Source organism: Streptomyces sp. NPDC020681 (genome assembly GCF_044334895.1).
GTDB lineage: Bacteria > Actinomycetota > Actinomycetes > Streptomycetales > Streptomycetaceae > Streptomyces.
Map to the genome: position 1 here is coordinate 88,198 of NZ_JBIRTX010000007.1, position 12,318 is coordinate 100,515.

Annotated in this window: 13 protein-coding genes; 6 read left to right on the top strand and 7 right to left on the bottom strand. The window is 69.7% G+C overall.

The annotated features are described in order from the left end of the window. Window positions 1–100: 100 nt before the first annotated feature. From ACH4YL_RS18710 to ACH4YL_RS18725, 4 genes are read left to right on the top strand one after another with little or no spacing between them, the layout of a single operon-like run. Entirely contained in the window at window positions 101–1,213 is a 1,113-nt protein-coding gene (locus ACH4YL_RS18710; RefSeq protein WP_398508455.1) for an aliphatic sulfonate ABC transporter substrate-binding protein, read from the top strand. Between the two features lie 32 nt (window positions 1,214–1,245). After that, complete coding sequence (locus ACH4YL_RS18715) at window positions 1,246–2,034, top strand: ABC transporter ATP-binding protein (protein WP_398508456.1); 789 nt, start codon at window positions 1,246–1,248, stop codon at window positions 2,032–2,034. After that, window positions 2,021–2,923 (top strand): ABC transporter permease, encoded by a 903-nt coding sequence (locus ACH4YL_RS18720; RefSeq protein WP_398508457.1) that lies wholly within the window; start codon window positions 2,021–2,023, stop codon window positions 2,921–2,923. Before ACH4YL_RS18715 ends, ACH4YL_RS18720 begins: the two co-directional genes overlap by 14 nt. A gap of 8 nt (window positions 2,924–2,931) precedes the next feature. Next, a complete protein-coding gene (locus ACH4YL_RS18725) occupies window positions 2,932–3,717 on the top strand; it encodes a sirohydrochlorin chelatase (protein ID WP_398508458.1) in 786 nt (261 codons plus the stop codon). A gap of 24 nt (window positions 3,718–3,741) precedes the next feature. Here ACH4YL_RS18725 and ACH4YL_RS18730 read toward each other — a convergent pair whose 3' ends face one another. From ACH4YL_RS18730 to ACH4YL_RS18740, 3 genes are read right to left on the bottom strand one after another with little or no spacing between them, the layout of a single operon-like run. Beyond that, window positions 3,742–4,311 (bottom strand): TIGR03086 family metal-binding protein, encoded by a 570-nt coding sequence (locus ACH4YL_RS18730; protein WP_398508459.1) that lies wholly within the window; start codon window positions 4,309–4,311, stop codon window positions 3,742–3,744. A 57-nt stretch (window positions 4,312–4,368) separates the two neighbouring features. Further along, the gene (locus ACH4YL_RS18735; RefSeq protein ID WP_398508460.1) at window positions 4,369–5,016 is read right to left on the bottom strand and encodes a DsbA family protein; all 648 of its coding nucleotides are present in this window, start codon (window positions 5,014–5,016) and stop codon (window positions 4,369–4,371) included. Window positions 5,017–5,070: 54 nt separating this feature from the next. Then, window positions 5,071–6,084 carry a ketopantoate reductase family protein gene (locus ACH4YL_RS18740; protein WP_398508461.1) on the bottom strand — a complete coding sequence of 338 codons (1,014 nt, stop codon included), beginning with the start codon at window positions 6,082–6,084 and terminating at the stop codon, window positions 5,071–5,073. A gap of 116 nt (window positions 6,085–6,200) precedes the next feature. Between ACH4YL_RS18740 and ACH4YL_RS18745 the strand changes: the two genes are divergently transcribed. Continuing rightward, the gene (locus ACH4YL_RS18745) at window positions 6,201–6,392 is read left to right on the top strand and encodes a DUF4236 domain-containing protein (protein ID WP_398508462.1); all 192 of its coding nucleotides are present in this window, start codon (window positions 6,201–6,203) and stop codon (window positions 6,390–6,392) included. Here the strand turns inward: ACH4YL_RS18745 and ACH4YL_RS18750 are convergent. The 3 genes from ACH4YL_RS18750 to ACH4YL_RS18760 form a co-directional block, all read right to left on the bottom strand. Beyond that, complete coding sequence (locus tag ACH4YL_RS18750) at window positions 6,361–6,747, bottom strand: DUF4440 domain-containing protein (protein WP_398508463.1); 387 nt, start codon at window positions 6,745–6,747, stop codon at window positions 6,361–6,363. The genes ACH4YL_RS18745 and ACH4YL_RS18750 overlap by 32 nt on opposite strands. Then, window positions 6,740–7,288 carry a DUF1697 domain-containing protein gene (locus ACH4YL_RS18755; RefSeq protein WP_398508464.1) on the bottom strand — a complete coding sequence of 183 codons (549 nt, stop codon included), beginning with the start codon at window positions 7,286–7,288 and terminating at the stop codon, window positions 6,740–6,742. The genes ACH4YL_RS18750 and ACH4YL_RS18755 overlap by 8 nt, the downstream gene beginning before the upstream one ends. A gap of 111 nt (window positions 7,289–7,399) precedes the next feature. Then, window positions 7,400–8,602, bottom strand: coding sequence for a S8 family peptidase (locus tag ACH4YL_RS18760; RefSeq protein WP_398508465.1), 1,203 nt, complete (start codon window positions 8,600–8,602; stop codon window positions 7,400–7,402). 367 nt (window positions 8,603–8,969) lie between these two features. Here ACH4YL_RS18760 and ACH4YL_RS18765 point away from each other — a divergent pair, with 367 nt between their 5' ends. Further along, window positions 8,970–11,216: an MMPL family transporter gene (locus ACH4YL_RS18765; protein ID WP_398508466.1), complete on the top strand. Its 2,247-nt coding sequence runs from the start codon at window positions 8,970–8,972 to the stop codon at window positions 11,214–11,216. A 75-nt stretch (window positions 11,217–11,291) separates the two neighbouring features. On the opposite strand, the gene ACH4YL_RS18770 is transcribed toward ACH4YL_RS18765, so the two are convergent. Continuing rightward, a complete protein-coding gene (locus ACH4YL_RS18770) occupies window positions 11,292–12,299 on the bottom strand; it encodes a helix-turn-helix transcriptional regulator (protein WP_398508467.1) in 1,008 nt (335 codons plus the stop codon). Between the last annotated feature and the right edge of the window lie 19 nt (window positions 12,300–12,318).

Consider the following 12,318-nt stretch of genomic DNA (forward strand, 5'->3'; position numbering starts at 1 on the left):
GCGCCCGCACCCCCCGCACCCTGCACCGACGAAGACCTGCCGACTTCCCGGCCGCGTCCGAAGTGACGTAAGAACCGGGCCTCCGAGAGGACCACCTCCCGTGCCTGCCACTCGTATCACCCCGCGGCGCAGCATCGCCGCTGCCGCAGTCCTTCCGCTGCTCGCACTGGCGCTCACCGCCTGCGGCTACGGCTCCGAGGCGGAGAAGGGCGACAACGTCGCTCCCGCCGCCAAGGGCGAGAAGATCGACGGTCTCGACACCGTGAAGGTCGGATACTTCCCGAACCTCACCCACGCCACCGCGCTGGTCGGTCACCAAGAGGGCATCATCCAGAAGGAGCTGGGCGGCACCAAGCTGTCGGCCGCGACCTTCAACGCCGGTCCCTCCGAGATCGAGGCGCTGAACGCGGGCTCCATCGACATCGGCTTCATCGGCCCCTCCCCCGCCATCAACGGCTACGCCAAGTCCAAGGGCCAGAGCCTGCGGATCATCTCCGGCTCCGCGTCCGGCGGCGTGAAGCTGGTCGTCAACCCGGCGAAGATCAAGACCCTGGACGACCTCAAGGGCAAGAAGATCGCCACGCCGCAGCTCGGCAACACGCAGGACGTCGCCTTCCTCAACTGGATCTCGGAGAAGGGCTGGAAGGTCGACGCCGAGAGCGGCAAGGGCGACGTCTCCGTGGTCCGCACGGAGAACAAGGTCGCTCCCGACGCCTACAAGTCCGGTTCCATCGACGGCGCCTGGGTGCCGGAGCCGACCGCGTCCAAGCTGGTCAGCGAAGGTGCGAAGGTGCTGCTCGACGAGTCGACGCTGTGGCCCGAGAAGAAGTTCGTGATCACGAACATCATCGTGTCGCAGAAGTTCCTCACCGAGCACCCGGACGTCGTCGAGGCGGTGCTGCGCGGTTCGGTGAAGACCAACGCGTGGATCAACGCCAACCCGGACAAGGCGAAGGCGTCCGCGAACGCCAAGCTCAAGGAGCTCACCGGCAAGGCACTGCCGCCCGAGGTGATCGACCCGGCGTGGCCGTCGATCCAGTTCACCGACGACCCGCTGGCCACGACGCTGCAGGCGCAGGCCGACCACGCGGTGAAGGCCGGTCTGCTGGACAAGCCCGACCTGGCCGGCATTTACGACCTGAAGCCGCTGAACAAGGTCCTCAAGGCCCAGGGCAAGCCCGAAGTCGCCGACGCCTCTCTCGGCGTCAAGTAACCGCCCGTACGCGCTCTCAGGAGGTGACGACCATGGCCACAGCACTCGCCAAGGCCGATGACCAGGTGGCGGTCGAGCACGCCGCCCGTCTCGCGCATGTCTCGAAGTCCTTCGCCGGGCCTTCCGGACAGCAGCTCGTCCTGGACGACATCACCCTCGATGTCGCTCCGGGCGAGTTCGTCACCCTCCTGGGAGCCTCCGGGTGCGGAAAGTCGACGCTGCTCAATCTGGTGGCGGGGCTCGACCGTCCGACCGCGGGATCCATCGAGACCCCCGGCGGGCGGCCCGCCCTGATGTTCCAGGAGCATGCGCTGTTCCCGTGGCTGACCGCGGGCAAGAACATCGAACTGGCGCTGCGGCTGCGAGGCGTGCCGAAGTCCGGGCGTCGTGAGGAGGCCGAACGTCTCCTTGAGCTCGTACGGCTGCAAGGCTCGTACGGCAAGCGGGTGCACGAGCTGTCCGGCGGTATGCGGCAGCGCGTCGCGCTGGCGCGGGCGCTGGCGCAGGACAGCCGGCTGCTGCTGATGGACGAGCCGTTCGCGGCGCTGGACGCGATCACCCGGGACGTACTGCACGACGAGCTGACCCGGATCTGGCGCGAGACGAACCTGTCGGTCCTGTTCGTCACGCACAACGTCCGCGAGGCTGTGCGGCTTGCCGAGCGTGTGGTGCTGCTGTCGTCCCGGCCGGGCCGTATCGCCCGCGAGTGGACGGTCGGGATTCCGCAGCCGCGCCGTATCGAGGACGCCGCGGTCGCTGAACTGTCCGTCGAGATCACCGAAGAACTGCGTGGGGAGATCCGCCGTCATGGCCAGCACTGAAACGAAGGCCGACGCGAAGCCGGTCACGAAGGCCGACGATCTCGCGGGCCTTGAGGCGGGCCTCGACGCACTCGACGCGGTGCAGGTCAGCCGCACTCCGGTGAGCGAGGTGCTGCTGAAGAAGGTGCTGCCGCCGCTGACCGCCGTGGCCCTGGTGCTCGTCGTCTGGCAGGTGCTGGTCTGGGCGAAGGTCACCGAGGACTACAAGCTGCCCGCGCCGTCCGCGGTGTGGGACAGCGTGTCCGACCTGTGGCTGCAGGGCACACTGCTCGAGGTCGTGTGGACGAGCGTGTCCCGCGGACTGCTGGGCTTCCTGCTGGCGCTCGCCATCGGCACGCCGCTGGGCCTGCTGGTCGCCCGGGTGAAGTTCGTCCGCGCGGCGATCGGCCCGATCCTCTCCGGCCTCCAGTCGCTGCCGTCCGTCGCCTGGGTGCCGCCCGCGGTGATCTGGCTCGGCCTCAACGACTCGATGATGTACGCGGTGATCCTGCTGGGCGCGGTCCCCTCGATCGCGAACGGCCTGGTCTCCGGCGTCGACCAGGTGCCGCCACTGTTTTTGCGGGCCGGGCGCACTCTTGGCGCGACGGGACTGCGCGGCACCTGGCACATCGTCATGCCCGCCGCGCTGCCCGGTTATCTCGCGGGTCTGAAGCAGGGCTGGGCGTTCTCCTGGCGTTCGCTGATGGCCGCGGAGATCATCGCGTCCTCGCCCGATCTCGGCCTCGGTCTCGGCCAGTTGCTGGAGAACGGCCGCAACAACGCCGACATGCCCGGAGTCTTCCTCGCCATCATCCTGATCCTGATCGTCGGCATCGCCATCGATCTGCTGATCTTCAGCCCACTGGAGCGTGCGGTACTGCGTGGCCGCGGACTCCTCGTCAAGAACTGAGCCTCACGATGCGCAGCCCGGTCCTTCTCGTCATCGCCCACGGCAGCCGCGACCCGCGGCACGCCGCGACGGTCCACGCCCTGGTGCGGCGGGTCCGGTCCCAGCGGCCGGGCCTGCGCGTCGAGACGGGCTTCCTGGACTTCAACGCGCCGTCGGTGCCGAGGATGCTGGAGGCGCTGGCAGAGGAGGTGCGGCGCGAAGCGCCTCGTTGGAGGGGTGGTGGCGGGCGACGGGAGGGAGTACGGGACGTGGTGGCGCTGCCGCTGCTGCTGACCCGCGCCTTCCACGCCAAGTCCGACATCCCGGCGGTGCTCCGGTCGGCGCCGCCGGCGCTCCGGATCCGCCAGGCGGACGTGCTGGGCCCGTCCCCGCTGCTCGTCGAGGCCCTCAACAACCGCCTGTACGAGGCGGGCCTCGCGCCCGCCGACCGACGCTCGACGGGCCTGGTCCTGGCCTCGGCGGGCTCCACAGACCCGGAGGCGATCGCAGTGATCGCAGAACTGGCGCGGGAGCTGCGGCACACCGGTTGGTGCGCCGTGCGAGCTGCGTTCGCCTCCGCATCTCTGCCTCGTACGGGGGACGCGGTCCGTGCGCTCCGGTCCGAAGGCTTCGACCGAGTCGCGGTCGCCCCGTACGTCATCGCACCGGGCCGCCTTCCGGACCGCATCGCGGCGGGGTCCTCGGACGCGGATGTGCTGGCCGATGTCCTGGGCCCGTCGCAGGAGCTGGCCAGACTGCTGCTCGAGCGGTACGACGGGGCACGGGTGGAACACCGCATCGCTCTCGCGGGCTGAGCGACGGGCCCAGGGCCTCCGGCTTCACCGTGGCGCGCGGCCGCTCGTCGCCAGGGCGCGTTCGAAGGCCGTCGCGTCCGGCGGCGACCCGACCGGGTCGGCGAAGCCCTCGTACTGGCGGAATACCTCGGCGTGCTCCTCGACGACCGCGAGGAGGAACTCGCCCGTGTTGTCCGGGACTTGGACCTGCTGGCCGGTGGAGCGCGCCAGGTCCCAGCCGTGGAGGGCGAGTTCCTTCACGATGAGGGAAGCGATCTCAGTGGCGGGCATGGTCGTGAAGCCCAGGTCCACTTCGCCCTGCCAGGCCGATGGGGCGGACCAGGCGGCCAGCGCGCGGTCCAGTTGAGTCGCGTACCGCTCCGCCCAGTCGGGGTCTGCCGTGAAGTCGCGTTTGGTCAGTTCCTCCGGGAGCTGTTTGCGCAGGGCGCGGTGTTCCAGGCCGTGGGCCGAGTACAGGACGAGGTGGTTGACCAGGTCGCGTACCGTCCACTGGTCGCAGACGGACTGCTGGGTCAGCTGGTCGGCCCGCACGCCGCGGGCGACGCGGGCGGCTTCGGCGGCGCAGACCCTGAGGTGCGCGTGGATGAGGTTCATGCCGCCGACGCTAGGTCCGGGCGCTTCGACCGGTCTTGAAGGAATGCGACACCGCCGTCAGGCGAAGTCCAGGCTGCCCGTGCGGGTTCGCTTGAGTTCGAAGAAGTCGGGGTAGCCGGCGATCACGCGGAAGCTGTCGAAGAGCCGGGCCGCCTCCTCGCCGCGCGGGATCGAGTTGAGCACCGGGCCGAACCAGACGGTGCCGTCGACGTGGATCGTGGGTGTGCCGACATACGCGTCGGCCGCCGGGTCCTTGCCCGCGTCATGGCTGCGGCGTACGGCTTCGTCGTACGCCGGGTCGTGTGCGGCCTTCGCCAGGTCCGCCGGGAGGCCCAGCTCGGCCAGCGACTGGACGATGACCTCGTCGAAGTCCTCGATCCTGCGCTCGTGGATACGGGTGCCGAAGGCGGTGTAGAGGTCGCGCAGGATCGCGTCGCCGTGCTGTTCGGCCGCGGCGACCGCCACCCGTACCGGACCTATCGACTTGTCGACCAATTCCCGGTACCAGTCCGGCAGTTCATTGCCGGCGTTGTGCAGATACAGGCTCATCGGCCGGAAACTCAGCTCGATGTCGCGCTGCCGCTCGACCTCGAGCATCCAGCGGGAGGTGATCCAGGCGAAGGGGCAGGCGGGGTCGAAGTAAAAGTCGACCGTGGTCGTGCTGGCCTTGCCGGCCGTGCTGGTCGTGCCGTCCTTGGTGGTCATGGATCGAATCTAAGGCGTGAGTGGCCCGAGATCACGGGCCACTCACGCAGTCATTCAGTGGGCCATTTCCTCCGCGTCGACCAGCGCCGTCAGCTCGGCCACCGACATCGATCCGGCCGCTCTGCGCTCCCGCGCGAATGTGTTCGCGACGCGCTGCAGCGTGTCGTTGACCGGTGTCGGGACGCCGTGCAGGCGGCCGAGCAACGCGATCTCGCCGTTGAGATAGTCGGCCTCGATCGTGCCCGTGCCGCGGTTGAGCGACTGCCAGGACGAGCCCCCGCCGCGTTCCGAACCGTCGAACGGCTCGAACCGGATCTTCTCCGCGCGGAACCGCTTCTGCTCCTCCTCGCCCGTCGCCTCGATGCCCGCCGCCGCCAGCACCGCCTCGCCCTCGGCGCGCGTCCGCCGGTAGAGCGCGAGTCCGTCCTCGCCGGCGAGCAGGCCGGTGACTGCCTCGATGGAGTTGGCGAGATTGCCCAGCAGCTTGGCGTACTTCCAGCGCATCACATCCGCGACGACCGGTGCCTCGAAGCGCGACTTCTCCAGGTCGCCGGCGATGCTGCGGGCCGTCTGGTCGGTGCCTGCCGGATAGCGGCCGATGTGCAGGATGCCGGTGAGCGGGGCGCCCGCGGCGGAGACCGAGCCCGGCTGGACATGGGTGGCGGGCAGCCAGACGCACATGCCGTACACATGGCGGAAGCGGCGCAGCGCGATGCGTTCGCTCGCCACGCCGTTCTGGGCGCAGACCAGCGGCAGCCGCTCGGCCGCGGTGCCGCCGCCCGCCACGGGCAGATGACCCCAGGCGTCGAGCGCGGCCGTGCTGTCCTGGGTCTTCACGGCGAGCAGCAGGACGTCGTCCTCGCGCAACTCGCCCAGTTCCTGCGGGTCTTGGACGACGGGCAGCCGGTGCGTGTGCCTGCCGTCGGGCGTGCTGAGGCGGAGACCGCCGTCGCGGAGGGCCTCGTAGTGCGCGCCGCGCGCCACGAGCACCACGTCGTGTCCCGCCTCCGCGAGCCGCCCGCCGACGGTGCCGCCGACCGCTCCTGCCCCGATGATGATGTAGCGCATACGTACGAGCCTCGCACAGTCCGGCACCCGGCCGGCGGGTCGCGGTGACACAACCGTGGCGCGGCGGTGACGGCCATGGGGCGCAGTGCCCTCACCATCGAGGGAAGGAGGCCGACATGTCGATCTATTACCACAAGCGGATCACCATCATCCCCAAGGTGCTCCACCTCAACGTCAGCTCGCACGGCTGGTCCTGGACGTTCGGCTCGCGCCGCGCACATGTCACCCGCGGCAGCGGCGGGCAGCGCAGCGCCTCGGTGCGGCTGCCCGGCGGATTCAGCTGGAGCCGGCACTCCCGGCGTCACTGAACCGCGTGCCCTGGTGGAAGTAGAGCAGCCAGCCGCCGGCGGTCAGCCGCCACAGTGAGCTGCGGTGGGCCCGGTGCGCGCCCGTGTCGGTGTCGAAGGTCAGATGCACCACGTCGCGCGCGAGCTGTACGCCCCGTATCCGCGAGGCGGTGATCGGCCGCGGTGCGGGCGCGTCCCGTGCCGTGAGCGCGGCGATGATCGAGTCCCGGTCCCAGAGCCGGCCCGAGGTGCCGAATTCCCGGTAGTCCGGATGGAACAGCTCGGCCAGCCGCTCCGGCGACGTGCGTACGGCCGGGTCGAGGAGGCGCAGCTCCGCCTCGATGGCCGCCTGGACCGCGTCCCTGGCGTCAGTCACGGGTCAGCTCCACGAGTTTGACGACCGTGTTCCAGTTGCGCGTGGTGGCGGTGATGCCCTTGAACAGGCGCGGCTTCGCGAGTGCCTCGGCGAGTTTGGAGCGGCCGAGGCCGTCCGGTGCGTACAGATACAACGCCCGGTCGCCCAGCCGGAACTCCTCCGGCAGGAAGGCCGCCGCGTCGATCGGCGCTAGCCGTTCGGGCGCGACCGGCTCCGAGAAATAGGTGACATGCAGCTGCTTGGCCTCCAGCGACGCTGCCGGGAAGGGGCACGCGTCGGCAACCGCCTTCAGATACGGGCCACCGCGCACCAGACAGTCGACGCCGAAGCCGAAGCGCCGCTCGATGGCCCGCTCCAGGGCGGTGGCGAGCGCCTGCTCGTCGTCGGAGTCGCTGCTGAAGACGGCGTTGCCGCTCTGCAGATACGTGGCGATGTCGCCGTGGCCCAATTCCCCCAGCACTTCGCGGAGTTGGGCCATCGGGACCTTTTTGTGCCCGCCCACGTTGATCCCGCGCAGAAGGGCCGCATACCTCGTGGTCATCGCCACACCATAGAGCGGCGCCCTGGCATATGACGGCATCGCGCGACAAGGCGGCCGCCGCGCCCCGTGGGGGAGGGCGCGGCGACCGCCGGCTCAGCGATGTTCAGACCGTCACTCGACGACCTTCAGCAGCTTGTTGGGCGTGCCCTCGCTGGGGTTGCTGATCTTGTCGGGCGTAGCGCCCTCGGTCAGGGCCGTGGCCACCTGCTCCGGCGTGGCGTCCTGGTGGGCGCCGAGGTAGATCGCCGCGGCACCGACGACATGCGGCGTCGCCATGGAGGTGCCGGAGATGGTCTTCGTGCCCTCGTCGCTGTCGTTCCAGGCCGACGTGATGTCGGAGCCCGGCGCGTAGATGTCCACGATCTCGCCGAAGTTGGAGAACGAGGACTGCTCGTCCTCCTTGGTCGAGGAGGCCACGGTGATGGCTTCCTTGACGCGCGACGGGGAGCCCTGACTGGCGTCGGAGGACTCGTTGCCGGCCGCCACACCGAAGGTGACGCCGGAGGCGATCGCCTTGCGGACGGCCTCGTCGAGCGCCTCGTCGGCGCCGCCGCCGAGGCTCATGTTGGCGACGGACGGGCCCTGGTGGTTCTTGGTGACCCAGTCGATGCCGGCGACGACCTGCTCGGTGGTGCCGGAGCCGTTGTCGTCGAGCACCCGGACGGCGACGATCTTCGCCTTCTTGGCGACACCGTGCGCGGCGCCGGCGATGGTGCCCGCCACGTGTGTGCCGTGGCCGTTGCCGTCGTCGGCGGAGTCGTCGTTGTCGACCGCGTCGAAGCCGTGCGTGGCGCGGCCCTCGAAGTCCTTGTGGGAGATGCGGACTCCGGTGTCGATGACATACGCGGTGACACCCTCGCCCGCGCTGTCCGGGTAGGTGTACTTGCTGTCTCCGGCGGTGTCGGCCTGGTCGATGCGGTCCAGGCCCCATGACGGCGGGTTGTCCTGGGTCGCGTTGGCGGTGAACTTCTTGTTCTGGACGACCTTGGCGACGGCCGGGTCGGCGGCGAGGCGCTTGGCCTCGGTCTCCGTAAGGCCGTTGGCGGAGAAGCCGTTGATGGCGGAGCTGTAGTTGCGCTGCAGCTTGCCGCCGTACTCCTTCGCCAGGTCCTGCTTGTCGGCCTTCTGATCCAGCATCACGATGTAGCTGCCGGCGACGGCGCCTTCGGCGTTCGCGCCGTAGATGGTGCCCTGGGCGGGCGGCGTGGCGGCACCGGCGAAGGAAGTGCCGAGTACGGTCACTCCGGCCGCGGCCGCGACAGCGGCTATCGCCGCGGTGAGCTTGATCTTGCTCGCGCGCTTGTGATTTGCCATGAAGAGGGAGCTCCTCGTCATCATTTGTGGGGGGAATGGCCAACGGACGGAAAATCTCCGTGGGCTGGCTCGAAACCCTGACCGATTGACGGGCTCAGATCAAGACCTTCATACACCTGTGACTCACTCAACAAGGTTCTGTAATAAGAAATCGGCCAGGGTCTCCCAAGTCGGACTTCGGCCCCAATTTTCCTTACGTGTAAGGGGCTTCCATCCTTCTTGTCGGGGATGCGAGGGGTCCGTAGGGAGGAGATCACCCGTGCCCGGCGTCACCGCCGAGCAGGAGGAGACGGCCTGAATGTGCCCCTAGCGTCAGAGCAGGACGACGGCGCCGCGCCGGCGTCATGGTCAAGGGGGCAGAGCTGTCATGGGGAATGCAGGAATACGACCGCGCGGAATCGCCGCGCGGGCCGGCGGCTGGAGCGCCCGGCACCGCTGGGCGGCAGTCGGGATCTGGGTGTTGTTCGTCCTGCTCGCCATGGTGGCCGGATCCGCCGCGGGCCAGGTGGAGCTCAAGGACAGCGATCAGCTGAAGGGCGAGACCACGCAGGCCTCGCGGATCACGGAGGACGCCGGCATCGAGGAGCCGGCCAGCGAGATGGTGCTGGTCCAGGCGAAGGACGGCTCGGTCAAGGCGACGGACCCGGAGTTCCGGTCGGCCGTGGACGCCGTGATCAAGGCGGTCGGCGCCACCGGCCAGGTGGCCGAGGTGACCTCTCCGTACCCCGACAGCATTTCGAAGGACGGGCGCAGCGCACTCGTCCAGTTCGACGTGCGCGGCGACCCCGAGACCGCGGGCGACCGGATCGAACCGGTGCTGAACGCCGTCGCCAAGGTCCAGGACGCGCACCAGGAGCTGCGGATCGAGGAGATCGGCGGCGCCAGCATGAACAAGACCTTCGACGACGCCTTCGGTGACGACTTCAAGCAGGCCGAGCTCTCTGCGGTGCCGGTCGCGCTCGGCATTCTGCTGATCGCCTTCGGCGCGCTGGTGGCGGCGCTGCTGCCGGTGGCGCTGGCCCTCACCGCGATCATGGCGACGATGGGTCTGATGGGCGTCGTCAGCCATGTGATGCCGATGAGCGAGACGGCGAACTCGGTGATGCTGCTGGTGGGTCTGGCGGTCGGCGTCGACTACTGCCTCTTCTATCTGCGGCGCGAGCGCGAGGAGCGGCAGGCGGGCCGGGACGCGGCCACGGCCATGCAGATCGCCGCGGCGACGAGCGGCCGGGCCGTGATCGTCTCCGGTGTGACGGTGTGCGTCGCGATGGCGGGCATGCTCTTCACCGGCATCGGCGAGTTCAAGTCGATGGGCCTGGCCTCACTCATCGTGGTGGCCGTGGCGATGGTCGGCTCCGTGACGGTGCTCCCGGCGCTGCTTTCGCTGCTCGGCGAACGGGTGGAGAAGGGCCGCATCCCCTTCCTCAACCGCGCCAAGCGCGGCACGAACGGCGAGAGCCGGATCTGGAACAAGGTGCTCGGCAGTGTGCTGAAGCGCCCGCTGGTGTCGCTGCTGGTGGCGGCCGGTGCGCTGGTGGCCGTCGCGCTGCCCGCGATCGGGATGAAGACACAGCAGCTCACGCTGGACCAGGAGTTCGGCGACTCGGTGCCGATCGTGGCGACATACGAACGCGTCAACGAGGCGTTCCCGGGCGGTGCCGACCCGGCGGAGGTCGTCGTCAAGGCGGACGACATCAACTCCGCCGCCGTGAAGCAGGCCATCGCGGACTTCCGTCAGCAGGCGGTGAGTTCGGGCGCGTCCAAGGGACCGGTCGAGGTCGTGACGCACGACGCGGAGAATCTCGCCTTCGTGTACGTCCCGCTGGTCGGCGGCTCCGACCAGGACAAGGCGGAGAAGAGCCTGGACATTCTCCGTACGGAGGTCAGGCCGGCCACGCTCGGCACGGTCGACGGCGTCGAGGCGCCGATCAGCGGGCAGGTCGCGGGTTCGAAGGACTTCAACGACCAGCTCACCAAGTCGGTCGCGCCGGTCTTCGCCTTCGTGGTGGTGTTCGCCTTCGTCCTGATGCTGCTGTCGTTCAGGTCGCTGACGATCGCGATCACCTCGATCGTGCTCAACCTGCTGTCGGTCGGGGCGGCGTACGGAATCCTGACGGCGGTCTTCCAGTACGGCTGGGGCGCTTCGCTGGTGGGCGCGGAAGGCGTCGGCGCGATCATCGCCTGGCTGCCGCTGTTCCTGTTCGTGATCCTGTTCGGTCTCTCGATGGACTACCACGTGTTCGTGGTGTCGCGGATCCGGGAGGCGAAGATGCAGGGCCGCGGAACGCGGGAGGCGATCACGCACGGCGTGGTCACGACGGCGGGCGTGGTGACGAGCGCGGCGGTCATCATGGTGGCGGTGTTCGCCATCTTCGGCACGCTGTCGATGCAGTCGATGAAGCAGATGGGCGTCGGCCTCGCGGCGGCGGTGCTGATCGACGCGACGATCATCCGCGGCGTGCTGCTGCCGGCGGTCATGGCACTGCTCGGGGACCGCAACTGGTACTTCCCGAAGTGGCTCCGCTGGCTGCCCGACCTGACGCACGACGAGCCGGTGGCTCCGGCTCCGGTCAGGGGACACGACGACGACCGCGGGACGCCGGTACGGGTCTGAGGCTGAGCGGTACGCGGACGGGCGCGGGCCCTTGTCGGTCCCGCGCCCGTCCGGCGTTCCTGCGGCAGACCGGTTTCACGCGGGCGGCACCGCGCCGGTTGCCGCGTTGGCGTAGCGGCGGGCCAGAAGCGCGAAGGCGTCCTTGAGCTCGGCCGGGCCGACGACCTCGATGTCGGCGTCGAACCCGCCGATGGCGGCGGCCAGTCCGGGCCATGACCACGAGCCCAGGACAAGCCGGCAGCGGTTCGGGCCGAGTTCCTCGACGGCTCCGTCGCGGGTGTAGCGGGACACGGCGGCGGCGGGCAGGCCGAGGATCACCTCGCCGCGGCAGGGCCAGTCGCCGGAGCCGTCGGAGCCCCGGAACCTGCCGGCCACGAAGGCGGCCACGTCACCACCGGGCAGTTCGCGCGGGGTGAAGCGGGGCCCTGTCGGTGTGCGCGGGGTGATTCGATCGGCACGGAAGGTGCGCCAGGCCTCGCGGTCGAGGTCCCAGGCGACGAGGTACCAGCGCCCGCCCCAGGTGACGAGGCGGTGGGGCTGCACACGGCGCGGTGGAGTTGCGGCGGGGTCGTCGTCGCCGATTCCCGGCGGGGATGCGGGGGCGTAGTCGAAGCGCAGCACTTCGCGGGCGTGGACGACGGCGCTGAGCGTCATGAGCACGCTGCTGTCGACCTGTGGATCAGGTCGGCTCGCGGGCCGCTCGACGGCGGTGACCTGGAGGGTGTCGATCCGGCGGCGCAGCCGTGCGGGCATGACCTGCCGGACGGTGGTCAGCGCGCGCGCCGCGGCCTCCTCGATGCCGGCACCGGTGGTGGTGGCGATCTGGAGTGCGACGGCGAGGGCGACGGCCTGCTCGTCGTCGAACAGCAGCGGAGGCAGTTCCGAGCCGGCTTCGAGTCGGTACCCACCGTCCGGCCCCTTGAAGGCCACGATGGGATAGCCGAGTTCGCGCAGGCGGTCGACATCGCGGCGCACGGTGCGCTGGCTGATGCCGAGCCGCTCGGCCAGCAGCGCCCCCGGCCAGTCCCGGCGTGCCTGGAGCAGCGAGAGCAGTGACAGCAGTCGCGCTGATGTCTTCGGCATGACTCCCATGTTGCCCTGA

What these genes read in the sequence shown, in the direction of transcription:
- ACH4YL_RS18715 (WP_398508456.1), top strand. Translation starts at nt 1,246, where the DNA reads ATGGCCACAGCACTCGCCAAGGCCGATGACCAGGTGGCGGTCGAGCAC.
- ACH4YL_RS18720 (WP_398508457.1), top strand. Translation starts at nt 2,021, where the DNA reads ATGGCCAGCACTGAAACGAAGGCCGACGCGAAGCCGGTCACGAAGGCC.
- ACH4YL_RS18725 (WP_398508458.1), top strand. Translation starts at nt 2,932, where the DNA reads ATGCGCAGCCCGGTCCTTCTCGTCATCGCCCACGGCAGCCGCGACCCG.
- ACH4YL_RS18730 (WP_398508459.1), bottom strand. Translation starts at nt 4,311, where the DNA reads ATGAACCTCATCCACGCGCACCTCAGGGTCTGCGCCGCCGAAGCCGCC.
- ACH4YL_RS18735 (WP_398508460.1), bottom strand. Translation starts at nt 5,016, where the DNA reads ATGACCACCAAGGACGGCACGACCAGCACGGCCGGCAAGGCCAGCACG.
- ACH4YL_RS18740 (WP_398508461.1), bottom strand. Translation starts at nt 6,084, where the DNA reads ATGCGCTACATCATCATCGGGGCAGGAGCGGTCGGCGGCACCGTCGGC.
- ACH4YL_RS18745 (WP_398508462.1), top strand. Translation starts at nt 6,201, where the DNA reads ATGTCGATCTATTACCACAAGCGGATCACCATCATCCCCAAGGTGCTC.
- ACH4YL_RS18755 (WP_398508464.1), bottom strand. Translation starts at nt 7,288, where the DNA reads ATGACCACGAGGTATGCGGCCCTTCTGCGCGGGATCAACGTGGGCGGG.
- ACH4YL_RS18760 (WP_398508465.1), bottom strand. Translation starts at nt 8,602, where the DNA reads ATGGCAAATCACAAGCGCGCGAGCAAGATCAAGCTCACCGCGGCGATA.
- ACH4YL_RS18765 (WP_398508466.1), top strand. Translation starts at nt 8,970, where the DNA reads ATGGGGAATGCAGGAATACGACCGCGCGGAATCGCCGCGCGGGCCGGC.
- ACH4YL_RS18770 (WP_398508467.1), bottom strand. Translation starts at nt 12,299, where the DNA reads ATGCCGAAGACATCAGCGCGACTGCTGTCACTGCTCTCGCTGCTCCAG.